The sequence below is a fragment of the Arthrobacter sp. GmRoot5-12 genome (genome assembly GCF_059739365.1).
In genome coordinates this window covers 3,384,349-3,406,610 of record NZ_AP046056.1, presented here as the reverse complement: position 1 = coordinate 3,406,610, position 22,262 = coordinate 3,384,349, and the positions used below count along the sequence as shown (strand labels likewise).

Annotated in this window: 14 protein-coding genes; 6 read left to right on the top strand and 8 right to left on the bottom strand. The window is 66.8% G+C overall.

Translation table 11 applies throughout. The features are described from left to right. Positions 1–123 precede the first annotated feature (123 nt). Together AC6JAM_RS15755 and AC6JAM_RS15750 are read right to left on the bottom strand one after the other, a co-directional pair. Positions 124–3,102: a UPF0182 family membrane protein gene (locus AC6JAM_RS15755; protein ID WP_186447752.1), complete on the bottom strand. Its 2,979-nt coding sequence runs from the start codon at positions 3,100–3,102 to the stop codon at positions 124–126. Positions 3,103–3,264: 162 nt separating this feature from the next. Continuing rightward, entirely contained in the window at positions 3,265–4,479 is a 1,215-nt protein-coding gene (locus tag AC6JAM_RS15750; RefSeq protein ID WP_478223165.1) for a YlbL family protein, read from the bottom strand. Positions 4,480–4,615: 136 nt separating this feature from the next. Here AC6JAM_RS15750 and AC6JAM_RS15745 point away from each other — a divergent pair, with 136 nt between their 5' ends. Continuing rightward, positions 4,616–6,040, top strand: a complete 1,425-nt coding sequence (locus AC6JAM_RS15745) for a zinc-dependent metalloprotease (RefSeq protein WP_223992143.1) — start codon at positions 4,616–4,618, stop codon at positions 6,038–6,040. Positions 6,041–6,101: 61 nt separating this feature from the next. On the opposite strand, the gene AC6JAM_RS15740 is transcribed toward AC6JAM_RS15745, so the two are convergent. The 3 genes from AC6JAM_RS15740 to nudC are packed head-to-tail and all read right to left on the bottom strand — an operon-like array spanning position 6,102 to position 9,944. Beyond that, positions 6,102–6,734, bottom strand: coding sequence for a M48 family metallopeptidase (locus AC6JAM_RS15740; RefSeq protein WP_056394033.1), 633 nt, complete (start codon positions 6,732–6,734; stop codon positions 6,102–6,104). Continuing rightward, positions 6,731–8,866 carry an ATP-dependent helicase gene (locus AC6JAM_RS15735; protein WP_018768550.1) on the bottom strand — a complete coding sequence of 712 codons (2,136 nt, stop codon included), beginning with the start codon at positions 8,864–8,866 and terminating at the stop codon, positions 6,731–6,733. The genes AC6JAM_RS15740 and AC6JAM_RS15735 overlap by 4 nt, the downstream gene beginning before the upstream one ends. 55 nt (positions 8,867–8,921) lie before the next feature. Then, the gene (gene nudC, locus AC6JAM_RS15730) at positions 8,922–9,944 is read right to left on the bottom strand and encodes an NAD(+) diphosphatase (protein ID WP_497935225.1); all 1,023 of its coding nucleotides are present in this window, start codon (positions 9,942–9,944) and stop codon (positions 8,922–8,924) included. Between the two features lie 143 nt (positions 9,945–10,087). Between nudC and AC6JAM_RS15725 the strand changes: the two genes are divergently transcribed. After that, positions 10,088–11,347, top strand: a complete 1,260-nt coding sequence (locus tag AC6JAM_RS15725; protein ID WP_018768552.1) for a macrolide 2'-phosphotransferase — start codon at positions 10,088–10,090, stop codon at positions 11,345–11,347. Positions 11,348–11,380: 33 nt separating this feature from the next. Here AC6JAM_RS15725 and AC6JAM_RS15720 read toward each other — a convergent pair whose 3' ends face one another. From AC6JAM_RS15720 to AC6JAM_RS15710, 3 genes are all read right to left on the bottom strand, one after another. Next, positions 11,381–14,860, bottom strand: a complete 3,480-nt coding sequence (locus tag AC6JAM_RS15720; RefSeq protein WP_497935224.1) for an ATP-dependent helicase — start codon at positions 14,858–14,860, stop codon at positions 11,381–11,383. Beyond that, positions 14,857–18,108 carry an ATP-dependent helicase gene (locus tag AC6JAM_RS15715; RefSeq protein WP_497935969.1) on the bottom strand — a complete coding sequence of 1,084 codons (3,252 nt, stop codon included), beginning with the start codon at positions 18,106–18,108 and terminating at the stop codon, positions 14,857–14,859. The genes AC6JAM_RS15720 and AC6JAM_RS15715 overlap by 4 nt, the downstream gene beginning before the upstream one ends. Before the next feature lie 122 nt (positions 18,109–18,230). Continuing rightward, a complete protein-coding gene (locus AC6JAM_RS15710) occupies positions 18,231–18,647 on the bottom strand; it encodes an MGMT family protein (RefSeq protein ID WP_018768555.1) in 417 nt (138 codons plus the stop codon). Between the two features lie 63 nt (positions 18,648–18,710). On the opposite strand from AC6JAM_RS15710, the gene AC6JAM_RS15705 reads away from it, so the two are divergent. From AC6JAM_RS15705 to AC6JAM_RS15690, 4 genes are all read left to right on the top strand, one after another. Further along, the gene (locus AC6JAM_RS15705; protein ID WP_134163776.1) at positions 18,711–19,421 is read left to right on the top strand and encodes a 3'-5' exonuclease; all 711 of its coding nucleotides are present in this window, start codon (positions 18,711–18,713) and stop codon (positions 19,419–19,421) included. Positions 19,422–19,750: 329 nt separating this feature from the next. Beyond that, positions 19,751–20,704 carry an ABC transporter substrate-binding protein gene (locus AC6JAM_RS15700; protein ID WP_018768557.1) on the top strand — a complete coding sequence of 318 codons (954 nt, stop codon included), beginning with the start codon at positions 19,751–19,753 and terminating at the stop codon, positions 20,702–20,704. 12 nt (positions 20,705–20,716) lie between these two features. Then, positions 20,717–21,481, top strand: coding sequence for an amino acid ABC transporter permease (locus tag AC6JAM_RS15695; RefSeq protein ID WP_018768558.1), 765 nt, complete (start codon positions 20,717–20,719; stop codon positions 21,479–21,481). After that, positions 21,478–22,215, top strand: a complete 738-nt coding sequence (locus AC6JAM_RS15690; RefSeq protein WP_018768559.1) for an amino acid ABC transporter ATP-binding protein — start codon at positions 21,478–21,480, stop codon at positions 22,213–22,215. Before AC6JAM_RS15695 ends, AC6JAM_RS15690 begins: the two co-directional genes overlap by 4 nt. The last annotated feature ends 47 nt before the right edge of the window (positions 22,216–22,262 follow it).

Genomic DNA, 22,262 nt, shown 5'->3' with positions numbered 1-22,262 from the left:
TTTACCGGGAGGTGAACCGCAGGCCAAATCGAAGCGGCGTGACGTCCGTTACGCCGGCCCGGCACCGGCCCCCATGGGGCTCGGATGCCGGGCCGCCGCCGTCGTGCTGCCGTGCCCGTCCTGCTACCGGCCCGCTGACGGGGACGGCGTTGCCGAGGGTGAGCTGGAAGCAGCGGGGGCCGGGCTTGCCTCCGGAGCGGTGACCGGGATCTTGGCCTCGGCGTCCATCGCCTTCTTCAGCGCGGCCGCCACCTTCTTCTGCGCCTCGCCATAGGCAGCGAAGTCGCCTGCCGCCAGTGCCGACTGGCCGGACTGGATGGCCGCATTCGCCTCGTCCAGGGCCGCCTTCAGCTGGGCCTTCGCGTCCGCAGCGGCCGGTGTCGCAGGCGCTGCCGGGCCGGCCGGCACCTGGCCGTTGTTGGCGGAGTCACCCGCTGCTGCACCGGAGTCACCACCGAAGAGCTGCTTGAGGGCCGCGTCAAGCGTTGGCGCGAAGCCCACCTTGTCCCCGAAGGCCACCAGCACGCGTTGCAGGGTGGGATAGGACGTCTCACCGGTGGACTTGAGGTAGACAGGCTGGACGTAAAGGATGCCGCCGCCGACGGGCAGGGTGAGCAGGTTGCCGTTCAGCACGTCCGACGCACCCTGCCGCAGCAGGTTCAGTGCCTGCGAAACAGTGGGATCGGAGTTGAACTTGTTCTGCGCCTGGCCCGGACCGGGCACCTGCGTTTCCGGCGGGATCTGCAGCAGCCGGAGCTTGCCGTAGCCGTCGGCCTTCACACCGGCCTGGTTCCCGGCATCCGAGTCAGCGGCGAGGAACCCGTACAGGACGTTGCGGGCATTGCCGTTGACGATCTGCGGGATGAACGAGGACGTCAGCTGGAACGCAGGCTTCTGCTGGTCCGGCATCTGCAGCGACATGTAGAACGGCGGCTGCTTCACGTCCGTATCCACCGTGGGATCGGCAGGTACGCTCCATGCGTCGTTGTTCTTGTAGAAGCTGGTGGGATCCGTCACGTGGTACTGCCCCAGCAGCTCACGCTGGACCTTGAAGAGGTCCTCCGGGTAGCGGACGTGGCTCATCACCGCGCCGGACATCTCCGAGTACGGCTTCAGGGATGAGGGGAAGACCTTCTGCCAGGCCTTGAGGACCGGGTCCGTGTCATCCCAGGCATAGAGGGTGACCGAGCCGTCGTAGGCATCCACAGTGGCCTTGACCGAGTTGCGGATGTAGTTCACCGTGCTGTTGGGCAGGGCCACGGCGCGGCCGGAGCTGGTCTGCGAATCAGTGGTGGCATCCGAGAGCTGCTTCTGCTGCGAGTACGGGTAGTACTGGCTGGTGGTGTAGCCGTCCACGATCCATTTGACCCGGCCGTCCACCACGGCCGGGTAAGCGCCGCCGTCAACGGTCAGGTAGGGTGCCACCTTCTGGACACGCTCGCGGGGGCTGCGGTCATACAGGATCTGCGACGCCGGGTTCACGCCGTCCGAAAGCAGCAGGTCCGAGGACTGGAACTTGATGGCGTAAAGGATCTTGTTGAAGAAGGATCCAACATTGGGCCCGCCGTTCCCCTTGAACGTGTACTGGGTTTCGCCCTCCCCTTCCTTGCCGGAAGGGCGGTCCTGCTCGCGCGGAGTGGCGCCGTCGGGTGCGCCGACGATCGAGTATTCGGGCGAGGACTCGCCGAAGTAGATCCGCGGCTCGTAGGTTGTATCGTTGCCCAACACGCCGGTGGACGGAATGCCGGACTGGAGGAATTCAGGCTTGCCGTCAACCGTGAACTTGTTGCCCTTGGCCGCCACAACCCCATAGCCGTGGGTGTACACCACATGCTGGTTCAGCCAGCCCTGCTGGTTGGTTGCCACGTTCGTGGGATTCAGTTCCCGCACGGCGATCACGGTGTCCTGGATCTTGCCGTCCACCTCGTAGCGGTCCACATTGAGGGCCTTGGGGAACTGGTAGTACGGGCGGTACTGCTCCAGCTGAGCAAACGCGTCCGAAATCAGGTTCGGGTCCAGAAGGCGGATGTTGGCAGTGGTCTGGGCGTCCGGCGCCAACGCGCCGGTACTGGCCGTGTTGGTGGCGTCGTACCGGGTTTCCTGGATGCCGTCCAGGCCGTAGGCCTTGCGCGTGTTCTCGATGTTGCGCTGGATGTATTTGCTTTCCAGCGTCTGCTCGGACGGGCGGACCTGGAACTGCTGGATCACCCAGGGATACACGCCCCCGGCCAGGATGGAGGTGATGATCAGCATGGCGGTACCGATCACCGGAAGGCGCCAGCGGCCAATCACGGCGGCCACGATGAACAGGATGGCCACCAGCACGGCAGCCACGGCGAGGATGGCCTTGGTGGGGATGACGGCGTTGACATCCGTGTAGAGGGCGCCGGCCCAGCGGCCGCCGTTGCTCTGGACGGAAGAGTAGCGGTCCAGCCAGAAGTTGACGCCGAGGAGCACCAGGAAGGCGGCGCCGGTCACGGCGATGTGGATCTGTGCCGCGCGGCTGGTGAACACGCCGCGCTCCATCAGCCGGATGCTGCCGTACAGGTAGTGGGTGAGGATGCCGGCGATGCCCGCAATCACCACCACGCTGATCAGGAACCCGGTCACAAAACCGAGGAACGGCAGGGTCATCAGGTAGAAGCTGATGTCCATGTTGAACTGCGGATCGGCCTCGCCGAAGCCAACCTGGTTGAAGAACAGCAGGACCTTCTGCCACTGGCTCGCCGCAGCGCTGCCCGCAAACAGGCCGAAGAGGACCGGCAGGCCCACCATGACGATGCGCCGGACCGGCTCCAGCTGCGCCTGGTACCGGTTGAGGTTGTCCCTGATTTCAGAGTCCGGCGCGTAGACCGGCCGGGCGTTGTAGGCAATGCGGATCGAAAAGAATACAGCCGCGAACATGATGGCGAAGCCGGCCACGAAGGTGGCGATCTTGGCGAGGTTCTCGGTGACGAAGACTTCGATGAAGCCCAGTTGCCGGTACCAGAGGACGTCGGTCCAGACGTTGGCGAAGAAAATGAAGCCCACTACCACCAGGGCGACAATAATCAGGGTGGGCGTCAGCACGCCGCGTCGTGAAGGGGGCCTGCCGGTGGACATGGTGCTGGCGGGACGGGACAAACTGGGTACCTCATAGCTGGTCGTCGAAATATTCGAAGCGTGCGAGCGACGTACGGTACCGGTCAAACGGCTGGTTTCGTCCGTCAACTGTGCCACGAGTGGCGGTAAAGCTTAGTTCCTGTGAGTCTAGTTGCGCCCAGTCTATTTGCTGGCGCAGGCCGGGAGCGCGGATGTGTCCTGGCCGCTTCCGGCCAGTTCCACGGCATGCCGGGCTTCCGAGAGGTTTTCTACGCGGACCACCTGGAGGCCGTCGGGAACGTGGCCGGCCACTTCGTTGCAGTTGCCGGCGGGCGCCAGGAAAAGGGTGGCACCGGACGAACGCGCACCCCGCATCTTTTGCCCGATGCCGCCGATGGGTCCCACCTTGCCGTCAGGCGAGATGGTCCCGGTACCCGCGATATGTTTTCCGCCGGTGAGGTCCCCCGGCGTAACCGTATCGATGATGCCCAGCGAGAACATGAGCCCGGCACTGGGCCCGCCCACCTTGTCCAGGGAGATCTGGACCTGGAAGGGGAAGCTGAAGAGGTACTTCAACATGACACCGAGGATGAAACGGCCCTGGCCGTTGTCCTTGGGCGTGACCTGGACGGTGACGGGCTGGCCGGCGCGTTCCACCGTTACCGATACCGGGGCACCCTTGCCCGAGGCCAGCTCATCCTGGATCACACTGAGGGCGGTGATGTCCCTGCCGTTAATGGATTTGAGGATGTCCCCTTGCTGGATCCTGCCGGCGGACGCGGAATCCTTGGACAGGTCCGCGGCCTGGAGCTGTTGGCTGAAGGGAATCCCGAGTTCATTCAGGGCGGAGGCCACCGCGTTCTCCTGGGACGTGGCCATGGCCACCGCACTCTGTTCCTGGGCCTCTTCCTTCGTTGTGCCCGTGGGATAGATCAGCTCCACCGGGTACACGGCTTTGGAGTTGTCCAGCCATGCCGAGAATGCGTTGAGGATGCTGACCGGGCCGTTGGGGCCACCGTCAACGTACACGGTGGTCAGGTCGAGGCTCCCGGCAGCCGGATACGTTTCGCGGCCGCTGACGTTGATGACCGGATGTCCCTGGCTCTCCCCCAGCGTGTTGTAGGTGGGCCCGGGCGATTCAATGACATACGGCACCGGAAGCGTCCCCACGGCAATTCCCAGCCCCAACGCCGCCAGCCCGGCAACCATCATGGTGGAAAGCCGCCTGCCCGTGCCGCCGCCGTCGGACGCGCCGGGGCCGCTGCCTTCAACTGCCTGGCCGCCACCGGCCCCGGAGCCTTCGGGCGGGCTGCCGGCACCAAACGGACCGGGATTGGAGAAAGGGGGAAGATCGGGAACGTGGTCCTCTGAAGGGTGGCCGCCACGGGTTGTAGTCACCCCACCAACAGTACGCGGTGGTGGTGCGACCGGGCGCTTTGCCTAGAGCGAACGACGGCGGCGGGCGGCAGACAGCCGACCCCCACCGGGGTACCGTGAAGGTTGATCAACAGTCACACCATCGATCGGCGGGACCATGACCTCCAACCCACTCAATCCGTCCAACGGCGACGACACCCCCAAGGATCCGTTGACCGAAATGCTGCAGAACCTAATGGGCGGCAAGGGGATGGAAAACTTCGATCCCGCCGAGCTGGCCAAGGCGGCCGGCCTGCCGGACGACCCCAACCTGCTGGCCCAGATGTTCTCCCAGGTTCAGGCGATGATGAGCGCACCGTCCGAAGGGCCCGTCAACTGGACACTGGCCCATGACAATGCCCGGCGGGTTGCGGCCGGCAGCGCGGACCCGTCCGTCACTGCCCAGCAGTCCCGGGAGGTGGATGAAGCCCTCCGCCTCGCCGAGATGTGGCTGGACCCCGTCACCGACCTGCCCGCCACCGGTCTGATCGGCAAGGCATGGTCCCGCGCGGAATGGGTGGAGGCCACCCTGGGCACCTGGAAGCGGCTGACAGAACCCGTGGCCAACAGCATCGCCAATGCGCTCTCCTCCGCCATGACGGAGCAGATGCCCGAGGAAATGAAGTCCATGATGGGCGGCGCCTCCTCGATGCTGCAGAACATGGGCGGCGCCATCTTCGGTATGCAGCTGGGGCAGGCCATCGGCGCCCTGTCCAAGGACGTGGTGAGCTCCACCGACATCGGCGTCCCGCTGGCCGACCTTGAGATGGCACTCCTGCCGGCCAATGTCGCCGCGTTTGGCGAGGGCCTGTCCCTGCCCGAGAACGACATCCGGCTGTTCCTGGCCGTGCGGGAAGCCGCGCACGCCCGGCTGTTCGTACAGGTTCCCTGGCTGCGCGGACACCTGCTGGGCGCCATCGAGGCATACGCCCGCGGCATCCATATCGACACCTCACGCATCGAGGAACTCGCCCGCGACCTTGACCCCAGCAACCCGGAAGGCATCCAGGAGGCCCTGTCGCAGGGCGTGTTCATGCCACAGCGGACTCCCGCCCAGGAACAGGCACTGGAAAAGCTCGAGACCGCGCTGGCCCTTGTGGAGGGCTGGGTGGATGAACTGACCGCGGCCGCCACGGAGAAGGTCCTGCCGTCCGCCGGGGCACTGCGCGAAACAGTGCGGCGCCGGCGGGCAACGGGCGGTCCCGCCGAACACGCCTTCGCTTCACTGGTGGGACTCGAGCTGCGTCCGCGCAGGCTGCGGGACGCGGCCACCCTGTGGGCCACGTTGAAGGAGGAACGCGGGATCGAGGGCCGTGACGCCATCTGGCACCACCCCGACCTGCTGCCCACGGCCGAGGACCTGGATGATCCGAAGGGTTTCAGCTCCCGCCGCAAGCTTGCCGAGGCAAGCGACAGCGAGGTGGATGACGCGCTGCAGAAACTGCTGGACGGCGGTTTCGACGACACCTCCGGTGATCAGGGCGGCGCCGGGGACACCGGCAGCAAGGACGACGACGGCGGAACGGACCAGCCCAAGGGCTGAGACATTGCTGGCGGGCCAGGGCCTCCTGGCCCGCCAGACTTCTTTTCGCCGGATTTGCCCGCTATTGGACTACGTCAGCGTCAAGCGGGCCGACGTCAGGCTGGTCGGCATCTTTGTCCATTCCCCGCGACGTGGCGAAGGAAACACCCTCGAGGAAGGCCTTGGCCCGCTGGGTTTCGGGGTAGGCCTCCAGCAGCTGCCAGAAGGCAGCGTTGTGTGAGGCCACCAGAAGGTGGGCCAGCTCGTGGAGCAGCACGTAGTCGATGACCCACTGGGGCATGGGCCGCAGCTTGTCAGACAGGCGGATGGTCCCCTCGGCCGGCGTGGCCGAACCCCACCGGGAATTCTGGTTGCTGACCCAACGGACGGATGTGGGCACTGACCGGCCACCGAGGTATTGCGTGGACAGTGTGGCCGCATGGGCTGCGAGGGCCTCATCTGTGGCAGGACGCCGCCGCCCGGCTGCCGCCTGCCGCTGCCCCTGCTTGTGCAGTTTGGCCAGCATTTTGTGGACCCACTCGCGCTCCTGCGCCGCAGTGAAGCGGGCCGGAATGGCAACCACCGCCGTCCCGTCTTCCCAGAACGCCGCCACCGTGCGGGTGCGCCGGGCAGAGCGCCGCACCTCCACCGGAGAACCGTTCGAGGTGGTCAGCACTGACGCCTGCCGGGCACCGCCGCTGGCTCCGCGTTTCACAGGACCGAGCTTTCGACGAGGACCCGGAGGACGTCCTCCCCGTACTTTTCCAGCTTGGATGGGCCAACGCCGGCCAGGCCGGCAAGTTCCTCCAGCGACGCCGGCCTCGCCTCCGCGATGGCAGTGAGGGTGGCGTCGGTAAAGACGACGAAGGCCGGGACGTCCGCGGATTGGGCCACCTCGCGGCGCCAGTTGCGGAGCGCATCAAAGGTCTGCTCCTCGTAGCTGGGGGGACACGCGTTGCAGCGGCCAACCTTGCGTTCCGCCCCGGTAGCAAGCATGCTCCCGCAGACCCGGCACACGGCGGGGGCGGCAGCCTTGCGGCGCGGAAGCGCGCCCTTCCCCCGGGTGCTTGAGCTTGCCACCGAGTCCGGCCGCAGGCCGTCGAGGAACCGGGACGGCTTCCGGTTGGCGCGGCCCCCGGGGGTCCTCGCGGTGCTCCACGAGAGGGAAAGGTGTTCACGGGCGCGGGTGATGCCGACATAGAGGAGGCGGCGCTCCTCATCCACCGATTCCGGTGAATCGGCGAAGGAAATGGGCATCAGGCCTTCGCTGAGCCCCACCAGGAAGACGGCATCCCATTCCAGGCCCTTGGCCGCGTGGAGCGAGGCGAGCGTAACGCCCTGCACGGTGGGCGCGTGCTGGGCGAGGGAACGCTCCTGGAGTTCGTTGACGAAATCAGCCAGGCCAAACTGGGGGCCGCGGGACTGCACCAGTTCGTCGGCGAGCGCCACCAGTGCCGCGAGGGACTCCCAGCGTTCGCGCAGGGCACCCCCGCTGTGCGGTGCCGAGTCGGTGTAGCCGAGGGAGGAGACGATGTCCCGGACCAGTTGACCCAGGGGTTCCGGTGTGTCCGATTCGGAAACCGCCCGGGTGGCGGCACGCAGCTGGAGGATCGCGTCCCTTACCTCCTTGCGGGCGAAGAAGCGCTCGCCGCCACGCAGCTGGTAGCCGATGCCTGCCGCGGCCAGCGCCTGCTCGTAAGCCTCGGACTGGCCGTTGGTACGGAAAAGGATGGCCACTTCGCTGGCTGGAGTGCCGGCGTCGAGCAGTGCCTTGATCTTCTGCGCCACCGTGGCGGCTTCAGCTTCGTCGTCCGTGCACTCGGTGAACTGGGGCGCGGGCCCGGCGGGGCGCTGCGCCACGAGCTGGAGGGGCGATGCCCACGCGGCGTCGGCGGTGGGCCCGCCGCTGCGGCGGGCGGCCAGCAGGTCATTGGCCAGTTTCACCACCTGCGGGGTGGAGCGGTAGTCCCTGATGAGCTTGACCACGTTGGCCTGGGGGTATCGGGTCTTGAAGTCCAGGAGGTGCCGGGGCGATGCGCCGGTAAAGGAATAGATGGTCTGGCTTGCGTCACCCACCACGCAGAGTTCGTCACGGCCGCCGAGCCACAGGTCCAGGAGCCGCTGCTGCAGCGGGGAGACGTCCTGATATTCGTCCACCACAAAGTGCCGGTACTGTTCCCGGACCGTGGCGGCCACCTTCTCGTCCTCCTGCAGGATGCCCACCGTGATCAGCAGGACGTCCTCAAAGTCGATCACGTTGCGGTCCGTCTTGACGTCCTCGTAGGACTGGAAGACCCGGGCGACCGTGGTGAGGTCAAACCCGCCGGGCGCGCCCCTCCCCTGGGCGTTCTCCAGGTAATTGGCCGGTGTCAGCATGGACACTTTGGCCCATTCGATTTCCGAGGCAAGGTCGCGGATGGAGGCCCGGTCCGTGCTGAGCCTGAGCCGCCGGGCGGCCTCTGCCAGCATCTGGGCCTTGTGGTCCAGCAGGTTGGGCAGTGTTCCACCCACCGCCTGGGGCCAGAAGAACTGCAGCTGGCGCAGGGCAGCGGCGTGGAAGGTACGGGCCTGCACGTTGCCGGCGCCAAGGTCCCGCAGGCGGCTGCGCATCTCTGCCGCAGCCCGGGCCGTGAACGTTACGGCGAGCAGGCGCTGCGGAGTGTAAACCCCCGAGTGCACGCCGTAGGCGATGCGGTGGGTGATGGCACGGGTCTTTCCGGTGCCCGCGCCGGCCAGGACGCACAACGGGCCATTCAAGGTGCTGGCCACCTCACGCTGTTCGGCGTCCAGTCCGCCGAGGATCCGGTCCTCCAGCGAGGCTGCTCCGTCAAAATTCTCTGTAGTCACTTCTGCTGCTTTGTTTCTCGACTACCGCGTGCTGGAGTCTGGTGGATGGAATAACTTAGGAGCCAGTGAGGTCCTGGATCCGGCCGCCGTACCAGTGCTCAATAAGCGAGCGGGCAATGGAGAGCCTGGTGGAGATGGTGATCTCCCCGCTGAGCACCGCTTCCTGGAGTTCCTCCCGGCTGAACCAGCGGGCCCTGGTGACCTCCACGCCGTCGGGCGTTGCCTGGGCGTCCTCGGTGACGGCGGTGAATCCAAGCATAAGGGAGGCGGGGAACGGCCACGACTGGGAGCCGAGGTACTGGCAGGCGGTGACCCGCACGCCCACCTCCTCCTGGATCTCGCGCACCACGGCCTCTTCAAGGGATTCGCCAGGCTCAACGAACCCGGCGAGGGTGGAGTAGTTCCGGGCGTCCACGGGGCCGCCGCCGCCCAGGAGCAGCCGGCCGTCCGGGCCGACGACAGTGACGATGATGGCGGGGTCCGTGCGGGGGAAGTGTTCTGAACTGTCCGCCGGGCACCGGCGCACCCAGCCGCCGGCCACCACTTCCGTGGGGGTGCCGCAGCGCGGGCAATGCGTGTGGGCAGCGTGCCAGTTTGCGATGGCGCTGGCTTCCACGAACAAGGCTGTGGAGGTGGCCGTCAAGCCTGCGGCGACGTCGCGGAATCCAGCCCACTCAGCATCCGCGGGGATACCGGCGGTCCCGGGTTCCGGGGGCTCAGGAAGGACGAACAGCAGCAGCTCGGTCCCGGCCGGAAGGTGTGAGGCAGGCAGCGCCGAGCCCAGGTACACCACGAGTTCCGGCGCGGCTCCTGCTGCTTTCAGCTGTGCCAGGAGTTCCCTGGCCCCGGTCAGCATCATGTCGCCGCCCTGCACCAGCCCCTGGCGCCTCGACAGGACCGCGGCCAGCGCATCCGGGCCGGACAGAAGATCATCGATCATGCCGGGCCTGGCGCGCGCGGCCGATCCGCGGTCCACCAAGGCCGGCCTTACGGGGAGCAGGGTATCCACCAGATGGTTCGCCGGCAGCCGTTCCGGCGCCGCCTGGTGGACGGGTATGACAGACTCCGCATGGCTCATGGTTCCACCGTACTGACTGCTTCCGACATTTCACATTTCGGGAGGTACCGCCCCGCCGCAGGGAAGCCCCCTATTTGCAGCTATCTCAAGACTCGCCGCGGCCGGACCGCTGTCTGGGAGGGCGGGCAATCTACCGTGGAACGGTGAGAAGAAAACCGATTGAACTGGCGGCAATAGCAACCGCGGCAGTCCCCGGACTGACCCCGACGGCCGTTAGCTCCGCGCCGGATGACCCCGCGGACTTCGATTCGGCCCTGCTCCTCGATTCCGAAGGAAAGCGCTGGCGGGTCCGGTCGCCGCGCCACGCGGAAGCCAGCGCGCGGCTGGAAACGGAATTCCTGGTACTCCGGGCTTTTGCTCCCGCCGTGCGCGCCGAACTGCCGTTCCTGATGCCGACGGTGGCCGGCAGCGTCCGGCTGGGAACGCTGACCACCTTCGTTTACTCGCACCTGTCCGGCACCACACGCAGCGTCGAGGAGCTGACGTCGGGGCCTGCCGGCCTGGCCCGGGAGATCGGCTCCGCCTTGGCCGCGGTCCACGACCTGCCCCGCTCACTGGTCAGCAACGCCGACCTGCCCAGCTACACCCCCAATGAGTTCCGCCAGCGGCGGCTGAACGAACTGGACCAGGCGGCCACCACCGGCAAGATCCCGGCCGCACTGCTGCGCCGCTGGGAACACGCCATGGAGGATGTGTCCCTGTGGCGGTTCAACCCCTGTGTGGTCCACGGCGACCTGCATGAGGACAACCTGCTGGTGGAGGCGGGCAGGGTGACCGCAGTAACAGGTTGGACCGACCTGCGCATCGGGGACCCGGCCGATGACTTCGCCTGGCTGGTGGCTTCCAATGAACAGGACTTCATTGACGCCGTGCTGAAGGCGTACACATCCAGCCGACGCGACGTGCCGGACCAGCACCTCCTGCGCCGGGCCGCCCTGTCCGCCGAATTCGCCCTGGCTCAGTACCTGGTCAAGGGCCTCGCCACCGGTGACCAGGACATGGTCACCGAGGCGGAAGACATGCTGGAGAGCCTGGCCAGCGACATCGCCGAGTACGGCGGCCAGCCGATCAGCGTGGAGCCGCTTCCGGTCAAGGACAGCCCGGACGCTGCAGGCGCATCCGTTCCCGCAGCCGCCACCGGATCCGGAACAGGCGCGGCTTCCGGGAGCGGCAGTTCCGCCGTCACTCCCGCCGTTACGGTGGTTCCGGTCCCCGCCGGGTCCACTACGCCAGCGGAGCCGGCAGTCTCCATCCAACCTGCAGTGCACGTTGCCCCCATCCCGGCGGAGCAGCCCACTGCAGCCGGTTCCGCGGAGGCCACGGGCGCCGAAACCCCCGGAACCAAGGGTCCGGACGATACATCCACCGCCGCCATCTCGGTCATTAACGTCAAACAGGGCTGAGCCTGGCCAGGCCTGGCCACGTGGCAGTCCCACTCAAGGCCGGCTAAGCGCAGCGGCAACGATTCCTTCCAGCTCGTCGGCCGATCCCAAATCGTGCGGCCGCACCACAGCGTTGTCAGCCACGTAGAAGAATGCAGCCCGCACGTCCTCCAGGGGAACATCCTTCAGGCGTGCCCACGCCAGCCGGTACACCGCCAACTGGATCGAACGGGTCTTCAGCTGCTCCGCGGACGGCCGGCGGCCGGTTTTCCAGTCCACCAGGTCCCAGCGGCCATCGGCGTCACGGAATACGGCGTCCACCCGGCCCCGCACCACAACCTCCCCAACCCTGGTTTCCACCGGGACCTCGACGAAGGCCGGGTTCCGCTCAGCCCAAGGGGAAGCCTTGAACGTAGCCACCATCTCATCCAAATCGTAGGCAGCATCGATATGGTCGTCCGAACCGGGCGCTTCGCCGAGGTCCAGCATTCCGGCCCTGCCAAAATATTCCTCCACCCAAGCATGGAAAGCGGTGCCCTTCCGGGCCGACATGCCCGGTTCCCGGGGCACCGGCCGGCGCAGGCGCCCCAGCACCGCCTCAGGGTCATCCCCGAGGTCAACCAGGGTGGAAGCAGAGATGTGGGTAGGCAGGTGCACATCCTGCCCACTGGATCTTCTGGCCCTGCGCTCCAGCAGCAACGCGGCTTCGCGTGCCCAGCCGGCCGCTGCTCCCGTCAGGCCGGGCTGCGGCCCGGACCGCTCCGCGGGCACCAGCGCTCCCCCGCCGGTGGACAGGATCCCGAGCACCCGTTGGGCCGCCGACTCCATGGCCGTCCTTCGCCCGCGGGCCAACCGAAGGCGCTCACCGCTGCGTGGGTCCACGGGCCCTTCAAGGGGGTCGTACGGCCAGGTTGCTTCTTCTGTTTCCAGTGTCAACGGACTCTGCAGGGGCAGCGCTGCCTCCTCCAGCGACAGCGGGTGGACCACAGCCTCCCGACTTCCCGCGCCGTCAGCCGGTTGCGCCAGGACTTCCAGCTCCGCAAGGAATGGAGACATCTCCGCCCGCCCCGCCCGTGAGCCCACCCAGGCGGCACTGGACACCCACAGGACATGCTTGGCCCTGGTGTAGGCGACGTACGCCAGCCGCCGTTCCTCCGATTCGCCGTGGGCCTGCACCCCGGCCTTGTAGTCCTTCTCCGCGTCCAGCCAGCCTTTCTGGTCCGGTTGGTCGAGGTCCCACTGCGGAAGGTCGGCCCGGTCCCCGCGCAGCGGCCAGGGCAGCGCGGCGGAACCGCTGCTCCAGCGGGAGTCCCTGTCGCTGGGGAAGGCGCCGGCATTCATCCCGGGGACAAACACAACATCCCATTCCAGGCCCTTGGAAGCGTGGACCGTCAACAGCTGCACGGCCTCCCGGTTCACGTCACTGGCAGGCGCTTCCAACCCGTTTTCTTCCGCTGAAGCAGCCTCCAGCCAGGACAGGAAAGCGAGGATATCCACTCTCTGGGAGGTGCGCAGGAACCCGGCGGCGGCATCCTGGAACGCATCGAGGTTGCGGCGGGCCTGGTGGATGCTGATCCCCGGGCGCGCTGCCACTTCGATGTCCAGCAGCATGGCCCTCTCCATCTCGCCCAGGAGCGTGGTGAGGTCATCGCCGAGGTATCCGCGCAGTTGCCGCAACTCGGCAGACAGCCGGGCCAGCCTGCTGCGGGCCGCAGCGCTGAGGATGCGGCCATTCTGCGACGTCCACCCGTCACGCGGCAGGAAGTCCAGGGCCTCCACCAGGCTGGCGCCGTCGGTAAGGTCACCCTCGAGGACGGGGACGCCTGCTTCATCGCTGTCACCGTCCCGGGTGTCGGCGTCGAACTCCTGCGCAGCCCGCCCCCGCCTCCTTGCCAGCTGGCTCGACCAATCGCGCAGGGCCATGAGGTCGGCAGGACCTATCCGCCATCGGGCACCCGCGAGCAGCCGCATCAGGGCATCAGACCGCCCCGGATCGGCAAGCACGCGGAGGGTGGCCACCAGGTCAACAATCTCCGGGGTGTCCAGGAGTCCGCCAAGACCGACGATTTCGTAAGGGATCCCCCGGGCCTCGAACTGCCGCCGGACGGTTTCCATCTGGGCGCGCCTGCGGCACAGCACGGCGAGGGCCGGCGGCTCGGGCACACCGTCAGGTTTCAGTTCGAAGTCTGTCACCCGGTATTTCAGGACATCGTCAGCCAGGGCTGCAGCTTCCTCCACGTCGCTGGCGAAACGGCCCAGCACCACCGTTCCGTCCACGGCATGGGGGCTCGGCTGCAGCGGGGGCACGTCCGCAGCTGCTGCCCTGTCCCCGGCAGGTCCCTTGTGGGCCGCTGACCGGCCGAGGGATTGCGACATGACGTTTGCTGCGGCCAGGATCGACCGGCCGTTCCGCCAGGCCGTTGTGAGGTATGAGGTGGGGGCAGGCGCCCAGCCCGGTGCCTCGTCCGGTGCGCTGGTCCGGACGGGAAATTCGCGGACGAAGTGGAACAACTGGCCCGCGGAAGCGCCACGGAAACCATAGATTGACTGGTTGGGGTCCCCGACCGCTGTCACGGCGTGGCCGCCGCCGAACAGACGGGAAAACAGCACCAACTGCGCGTATGAGGTGTCCTGGAACTCGTCGAGCAGGACCACTTTGTACCGCTGGCGCTCCATCTGGGCAGCCAGCGGGACCTCCTGCGCCACCTTGGCGGCGAGGGCCACCAGGTCGCCGAAATCGAGTGCGCCGCGGGCCCGTTTGGCTGCGGCGTAGCGGCCCACCATGTCAGCGACGCTTGCCCTGGTCCGCAGCATTCCACCCAGGTCCAGTGCCGCCTTGGGCGGGTTCCTTTTCTTTCCGGCCACGTAGGGCAGTGAATCAAACTCCGAAAGGCGGGCCATGAGCCACGCTTCGACGTCCTCAGGCTCCTGAAGGTGTTCCGCGCATTCCCCCGCCAGCTGAATGACGGCCTTCACCAATGTGGACTTGGCGGCCCGGAAGTGGGCGTATTCGCCGTCGTAGGCCTCAACCACCTCACTGGCCAGCTGCCAGGCCTGCGCGCCGCCCAGCAGAACCACGTCCCGCTCCACCCCGAGCCGCAGCCCGTAGTCGGAGACGATGCCGCTGGCGAACGAATGGTAGGTGGACACTTTGGGCTCAAGGGCGTCACTGCTGCCCAGGGCCTCCGGAAAGACGCCTTTCCCGGCCTCCTTCGCCGCAAGACGCTGCAGGGCCAGGAGCTTTGACCGGATCCGGCTGGCAAGTTCGCCGGCCGCCTTCCGGGTGAAGGTCACGCCCAGGACCTCCTCAGGGGTGACCCACCCGTTGGCCACGAGCCAGACCACCCGGTCCGCCATGGTGGCGGTTTTTCCCGATCCGGCTCCCGCGATGACCAGCCGCGGAGCAAGCGGCGAGGAGATGATCGCTGATTGCTCAGGCGTTGGGGTATTTCTTTCTCCGAGCAGCGCAGACAGTTCTTCGGGGCTGAAGCGCACCGCCGGAGCGGCTTCCGCGGCTGCCGGCACCCCACTCATTCGGTCACCTGCCTTCCGCGCGCGCACAGGGGGCACACCTCAGGGAGCCGGCAGCCATGGCCGCCATGGCTGCCCTTGGCAGGGTCATGCCGTGCAACGAACTCCTTGCCGGCCATCACGGCGGCCGCCTCCTCCACCATGTCCAATGCCCAGTTCTCCTGCGGGTCGAGTGGTTCCTGCTGCTGGATGGCTGGATTGATGGCTCCAGTCCCCAGCTGTGCCAGCACGGCCCCGCCGGACCTGGGGCGGTCCCCGTCAGCGCCGGCATCGAAACCGCCCGCCAGTACTGCCGCCTGGTATGCGCCGAGCTGTGGGTGGCGGGACAGATCGTCCTTGCCTGGCTGCCGCTTCCCGGTCTTGAGGTCCACCACCACCAGCCGCCCTTCGGCGTCGATCTCCAAACGGTCCACCTGGCCGCGGAGCACCGCTTCACGCGGCGGAGCATCGTCCACTGCCACCTGACCAAGGGCCACTTCAAAGTCCTTTTCCACGCCCAGCAGGCTGCGGTTTCCGCTCCTCATCGAAAGCACGTACTGCGCAAGCTTGCGCACCATGGCTTCAGCACGCTGGAAGTCCAGCTTTCCCTCCCAGTTGTCCTTCATACCCAGCGCAGGCCAGCGCCGCACGAGTTCAGCAACGTACTCTGATCCGGACGCGTCCGGCATGTCCTGCGCGATCGCGTGCACCAGGGTGCCCAGGCTCCGGGCGAAGTCCGTTGCTGCTTCCCCGCCGGCTGCCTGGACGAACCAGTCCAACGGCGACTTTTGGACGGTCTCCACCTTTGAGGGGGAAACGGACACCGTCCCGCCGGGCGGGACCACCGCCTCCGAGGAGGTCAAAGGGGCAAGTCCCCACCAGCTGTCCGGGTGCGCTCCGGCCACGGCAGGGTCCTGCGCAGCGAGATGCGCCAGAACCCTCGCGGCTTCCGCTGCCTGGGCTGTCCCCTCCAACTGGACATGTTGCCGGAGCTCGGCGACCAGGGCGCGCAGCGTCATGGGCCGTTCCACCTGGGTGAACGCCCGCCCCTCCTCCCCCGGGTCCAGGGGCGCAACGAAGTCCAGGAAGGATGACGGCTGGCAGTCCTCCGACGAGACTGCCGTACAGACCAGCAGCTCCCGTGCCCTGGACACCGCCGTGGAGAAACTCCGGAGTTCGTCGTAGCGGATGTCCCGGAGGCGGCTCAAGGGGTCCCGCTGGAGGGCATACTCCGGACCATGTTCCACGGCATCCGCATACAGCGTGCTGCCGAGCAGTTCACCGCGGAGCCTTGTGTTGGGCCACACCCCCTCCTGCAGCCCCGCAACGATCACGACGGGCCATTCCCGCCCGGCGGCACTGGCGGGGGTCATCAACTCCACGGCATCATCCACCTGGGCGCGGGCGGCGAGGGTGTCCATGGGAAGCTCCTGGTTCAGGAGGTACTCCAGGAACTGTTCGGGGCCCGCGCCGGGCATCTGGTCCACGTAGCGCTCCGCTGTGTGGAACAGCGCCATCATGGCGTCCAGGTCGCGGTCAGCCCGGGCCCCGTGCGGGCCGCCCGACAAAGCGGTGGCCGTCCACACCGATGAGAGCCCCGTGGAGTTCCAGAGCGCCCACAGCACCGACTCGGCGTTGGCACCGGGCAGGTGGGCGGCTTCCCGCCCGGCCTGGATCATCCGGGCAGTCCGGCGGGCGGCGCGGCCCTCGATACCCAGTGCACCCAGCGCGCCGGGCTCAAGCAGTGCCTCGACCAGCAGCACATCGCTGGCGCGGCCCCCGCCGCCCAGGAGTTCCTCGCGCCGCAGCGATTGCCGGAGCCTGCGCAGTTCGATGGAGGTGGCACCACCGATGCGGGAGGTGAGAAGTGACACTGCGGCCTCGGGTGTCAGCAGCTTGGGATCCAACGCAATGGCGAAAGCATCCAGCAGGGGCCGGACAGCCACCTCGTCCCGGACCGCCGATTCGGCCACAGGCACCCGCACCGGAATGCCCTGCCCGGAGAGATAACGCTGCAACTCGCTGACCTGGCCGCCGTTGCGGACGATGACTGCAATATCCGCGAGACCGCGGTTGTGGTTGATGTGCTGGTCCAGGATCCGCTGTGCAACATACCGGAGCTCATGCACCGGAGTGGGGACCAGATGGGCCTCGACGTTCCCGGGAACGGCAGGTCCGGGGCGCGCGGGGCCTTCGGCCTGTCCAGGCCACACCGGCGGTTCAAGGCGCCGTGCCAGCTGGCCGCCTGCGCGCTGCGAAATGCGGCCCGCGACGTTTTGCCACGCCTCGGCCAGGCTGGGCGCCAGGCCGTGGGCGTGCCACAGCGGGCGCTCCAGGACAGGCGTCCGGGTTGACAGCAGCCGGGGCAGCTCCGCCACCAGGTCGGGACGGGCTCCCCGGAAACCCTGGACCACCGTGTCCGGGGACGATGTCACGTAGCAGTCCTTGCCGGCGGCGATATCTGCCAGCAGCTCAAAGATAGCGGGGTTTGCTTCCTGGATATCGTCCACCAGGACAACCTGCAGCCGGTCACGTTCCGCGGCGAGGAAATCCGGGGCGTCCTGGAAGATCTGCCGGGCGGCCGTGATGATCCCGGCGGGATCGAAGGCCTCGGGCATCCGCAGGTCAAGGACGTCGCGGTACTCGGCATACAGCGCAGCTGCGGCTTTCCAATCGGGCCGGTTGCATTCATCCGCCAACCGGACAAGGTCCCCGGCCGTGCGGCCGGATTCGATGATGCGGTCAAAGAGCTGCCGCACTTCCTGGCGGAAGCCGCGGGTTTCCAGTGCCCCCTCAAGATCGGCGGGCCAGGGCAGTTCAAGGCCGGGAAGCCTGTGGCCTTCGAGGAGTTCCCTGATGATGAGGTCCTGTTCCGGGCCGGACAGCAGCCGTGGCGGCCTGGAAAGCGGGATGACGCCCTCGGCCTTGGCACGGCGGATCAGGTCGAAGGCGTAGGAGGCCCACGTCCTGGCGGGGGTGGTGCTGAGGCTCCTGTCCAGCCGGGCGGTAAAACGGTCGCGCAGGAAATCGGCAGCGAGGCGGGTGGGCGCGAGAATCAGCATGCGCTCGGGGTCGACGCCGTCACGGAAGACCCGCTGGACGGCGGCCTCGACCAGGACGGTGGTTTTTCCCGTGCCCGGTGCGCCCGGGACCAGGACGGGCCCGGAACCCTGTGCCACGTCAACTGCGGCCTGCTGGTCCGGCGTGAGCCGGAGGGCTTCCACGTGCACCCGTCGCGGGGGCAGCAACCGGAGGGCAGGGACAGCAGGCAGGCCACTGCCGCTGTCCGGGGTCCCTGCGTCGGGAAAAGCCTGCTCCTGCCCCGTGTGGGGCTGGCCTGCCCCCGGCGCCTGCCGGTGCGGGTCCCAGGGGCCGGTCAAAGGAATTGTTACGGTCACAAAATCATTCCATCATCAGCCACCGACAATCTGTGGAGGCTGCGCTCAAGTTGCCCGGCAATTGCGTCGATACTGTCAAAATCACTCTCCGTGGGTGCCCAGCGGGCGGCCGCCAGGTCAACCCGCCACCGGCCCTCCCCGGTCCGGAGGTACGAACTGAAGTCGCCAAGGAGCGCGGTGCCCTCTTCAAGGTAAAGGAGGAGGGCCTCGGCCTCATGCCCCTCGGGCGCGTGGCCGCTGGCCTTCAGGACGCGCCACCAGGGAACGCCGCCGCCATGGTGGCTCATGACGGAACCGATCTGGCGCGGTCCGCCCGAACCCAGGAGCTCGGCCACATCCCCGTACGACACTGCGGACCCTGGCGGTACCAGCCTTACGACGGCAAGGACCGCTTGGACGTACTCATTCCGCATTGATCCAATCTAGCCGCAGTGGCGTTCCACGGATTTGTCAGTGGGTCCCTTTAGCGTTGAAGCATGAGTTCCTGGAACACCCTTCCCCGCGCAGCCTTCGACCTGGAAACCACCGGCCGCAATTCGCGGGCGGCAAGAATCGTCACCGCATCAATCACCGTGGTGGACCACCAAGGCCAGATCATCAAGGAACACGAGTGGCTGGCTGATCCCGGCGTGGAAATCCCCACCGAGGCAAGTGACGTCCACGGCATCACCACCGAACAGGCCAGGCGGGACGGCCGCCCGGCGCACGAGGTCACCCGTGAAGTCGCCGCGGTGCTCCAGGAGCTCTTCGATTCCGCCATCCCGGTGATCGCGTTCAACGCGAGCTACGATTTCACGGTCCTTGCCGCTGAATCCGCCCGCTATGGGATTCCCCAGCTCAGCCGCTTCCCGGTCCTTGACCCCTACATCATGAACAAGCAGGTTGACCGGTTCCGCAAGGGCAAGCGCACGCTCACCGCATTGTGCGAGGAGTACGGCGTGGTCCTGGACAATGCCCACACTTCGGCCGCGGATGCGCTTGCCACCCTGCGGGTCCTCGATGCGATGGCGGGCAAGTTCCCCAAGCTGGTGATGCCGGCAAGCCAGCTGCACCAACTGCAGGTGGACTGGGCGGTCAGCCAGGCGGCGGACTTCCAGGGGTACCTCCGAAAGACAAAGCCGGCCGCCGTGATCGAGGGCGACTGGCCGGTGCTGCCGCCGCAGGATGCAACCGCAGGTGGCTTCTAGGCGCAGCCGCGCCACTCCAAACTGGGAGGCATGTCACAGTCATGCTGCTTCACAAACCGGGGAGTCTCTGCACCTGCATCCTTCACCGGAAGAGGGTAACCGCGCGCAAGCTGCTCCAACTTCCTCATAAAGGGCAGAATTTCATTTGGCAGAACCGAGATTGGGCTCGCGCTTCTTCGGCAAGGACCCTCACTTCACGCTAGTGAGACAATAAAGTTTTGCGGTCACCCCTGCCCGGGACGGCTCGACCAGCACCGGGCAGGTGCCAGGCGCCACAGCGCTGCCTTGCGGCCCGGTCGACTTATGACTCATATGAAAGTGACAACCTGATGAAAATCAAAGCGATGAAGTGGCTCACTACCGCTCCCGTTGCACTTGCCCTCGCGGTTTCCCTCGCAGCCTGCGGCGGCGGGTCTTCCCAGCCCAGCGGCACCCCCACCGATGCCCTCGCCGGCAGCGACCAGCAGACGCTGGACAAGTACACCACCGCCAACGTCACCCCGGTGGACAAGATCGACAAGACCAAGCTGGGCCTCATCACCGAGGGCACCCTGCGCGTGGGAACCCTCTCGGACGCCCCGCCCAACATCTTCATCGACCCTTCGGGCAAGTTCACCGGCTACGACAACGAGCTGCTGCGCGCCATTGCCGACAAGCTGGGCCTCAAGGTTGAGTTCGCCTCCACCGACTTCTCGGCCCTGCTGTCCCAGGTGGCCAACAAGCAGTTCGACGTCGGATCCTCCTCGATCTCCACCACCGACGCCCGCCGCAAGACCGTTGGCTTCACCAACGGCTACGACTTCGGCTACATGGCTGTGGTGACCAAGAACGGCTCCAAGGTCAACGGCTTCGCCGACCTCAAGGAAGGCGTCCGGATCGGCGTCGTCCAGGGCACCGTCCAGGACGACTACGTCACCAACACCCTCAAGCTGGAGCCGGTCCGTTTCCCGGACTACAACACCGTGTACGGCAACGTGAAGAACGGCCAGATTGACGCCTGGGTGGCACCCTCCCAGCAGGCAACCGGTCAGGTCAAGGAAGGCGACAACACCAAGATCGCCGAGAAGGTTGTGAACACCCAGAACTTCACCGCCTACGCCGTCAACAAGGACAACCAGCCCCTGATCGACGCCCTGAACTCCGGCCTGGACGCGGTCATCGCGGACGGTACCTGGGCCAAGCTGACGTCCGAGTGGTACAAGGACCGCCCCACCGCCGCTGAACAGACCCCGCAGGGCTGGAAGCCGGGCAGCAAGGCCGTCCAGATCCCGGCCGCCAAGTAACCAGGGCGTTCCATGGATATCCTCAAGCAACTCGCTGACACCTTCCTTGACTGGAAGGCGATGGGCGAAGTCATCCCCAAGATGTTCGCCGTCGGCCTGCCGAATACCCTCGTGCTGGCCATCATCTCGGGCATCATCGGGACAGCCCTGGGGATGCTGCTCGCCCTGATGGGGATCTCCCGGAACGCAGCAGCGCGCTGGGTCGCGCGGATCTACACGGACATCCTGCGCGGCCTCCCGCCGGTCCTGACCATCCTGGTCATCGGCTTCGGGTTCGGGCCGATCGTCCGCGAATTCACGGGTTCCACGAGCCCCTACCCGATGGCTGTCGCGGCGCTTTCGCTGATGTCCGGCGCCTACATCGGCGAGATCTTCCGCTCCGGCATCCAGAGCGTCGACAAGGGACAACTCGAGGCTTCCCGCGCCCTGGGGTTCGGCTACGGTGCGTCCATGCGCCTTGTAGTGGTGCCCCAGGGCATCCGGCGGGTGCTTCCGGCCCTGGTCAACCAGTTCATTGCGCTGATCAAGGAATCATCCCTTGTCTTCCTCCTGGGACTGCTGGCAAGTGAGCGCGAGATCTTCCAGATCGGCAAGGATGCGGCGGCCACCACCGGCAACCTGTCGCCCTACGTGGCGGCAGCCGTCTTCTACCTGGCGCTGACCATCCCGCTGACCCACTTCGTGAACTGGATCGATGCCCGGCTGCGCACCGGCAGGCCCGAAAAGAAAGAACCGGACGAGGCCGCAGCGGTCGTTGGAAAGGGAGCCCAGGCATGAGCGAATTTGCGTCGGGAACACTGAGCGCCAAGAACATCCACCTTTCCTTCGGCAGCAACCACGTCCTGCGGGGCATCGACCTGCACGTTCCCCAGGGCACCACGGCGTCCGTCATTGGACCGTCGGGTTCGGGCAAGTCCACGCTGTTGCGCGTCATGAACCGCCTGATCGAACCGGACCAGGGGGACATCCTGCTGGACGGGCGGTCAGTCCTGAAGGACAACCCGGACGAGCTGCGGCGCCGGATCGGCATGGTGTTCCAGCAGTTCAACCTGTTCCCGCACAAGACGGTGGAGGAAAACGTTTCACTGGCCCTGCGGAAGCTGCGCAAGCTCTCCAAGGAGGAGGCGCGCAGTGAGGCACTGGAGCAGCTGGACCTGGTGGGCCTGAGGCATAAGGCCGATTCCCGCCCGGCCAACCTCTCCGGCGGCCAGCAGCAGCGCGTGGCCATCGCCCGTGCGCTGGCCATGAAGCCGGAGGTCATGTTCTTCGACGAGGCAACCTCTGCCCTGGACCCGGAGCTGGTCAAGGGCGTGCTGTCGCTGATGGCGGACCTCGCCAAGGGCGGCATGACCATGGTGGTGGTAACCCACGAAATGGGCTTCTCCCGCAACGTGTCCGACGCCGTAACGTTCATGGACGCCGGTGTTGTTGTGGAGTCCGGTCCGCCGGAGCAGCTCTTCACCGACCCGAAGACGGACCGGCTCAAGGGCTTCCTCTCGGACGTCCTCTAGGGCCGAAGGCACGCACAGACAGAAAATCCCCGCTTCCCGGACTTTCC

Bases quoted from the DNA above. Each gene is read 5' to 3' on its own strand.
- AC6JAM_RS15690 (WP_018768559.1), top strand. From the start codon at position 21,478: ATGAGCGAATTTGCGTCGGGAACACTGAGCGCCAAGAACATCCACCTT.
- AC6JAM_RS15710 (WP_018768555.1), bottom strand. From the start codon at position 18,647: ATGCGGAATGAGTACGTCCAAGCGGTCCTTGCCGTCGTAAGGCTGGTA.
- AC6JAM_RS15745 (WP_223992143.1), top strand. From the start codon at position 4,616: ATGACCTCCAACCCACTCAATCCGTCCAACGGCGACGACACCCCCAAG.
- AC6JAM_RS15700 (WP_018768557.1), top strand. From the start codon at position 19,751: ATGAAAATCAAAGCGATGAAGTGGCTCACTACCGCTCCCGTTGCACTT.
- nudC (WP_497935225.1), bottom strand. From the start codon at position 9,944: ATGAGCCATGCGGAGTCTGTCATACCCGTCCACCAGGCGGCGCCGGAA.
- AC6JAM_RS15755 (WP_186447752.1), bottom strand. From the start codon at position 3,102: ATGTCCACCGGCAGGCCCCCTTCACGACGCGGCGTGCTGACGCCCACC.
- AC6JAM_RS15705 (WP_134163776.1), top strand. From the start codon at position 18,711: ATGAGTTCCTGGAACACCCTTCCCCGCGCAGCCTTCGACCTGGAAACC.
- AC6JAM_RS15720 (WP_497935224.1), bottom strand. From the start codon at position 14,860: ATGAGTGGGGTGCCGGCAGCCGCGGAAGCCGCTCCGGCGGTGCGCTTC.
- AC6JAM_RS15695 (WP_018768558.1), top strand. From the start codon at position 20,717: ATGGATATCCTCAAGCAACTCGCTGACACCTTCCTTGACTGGAAGGCG.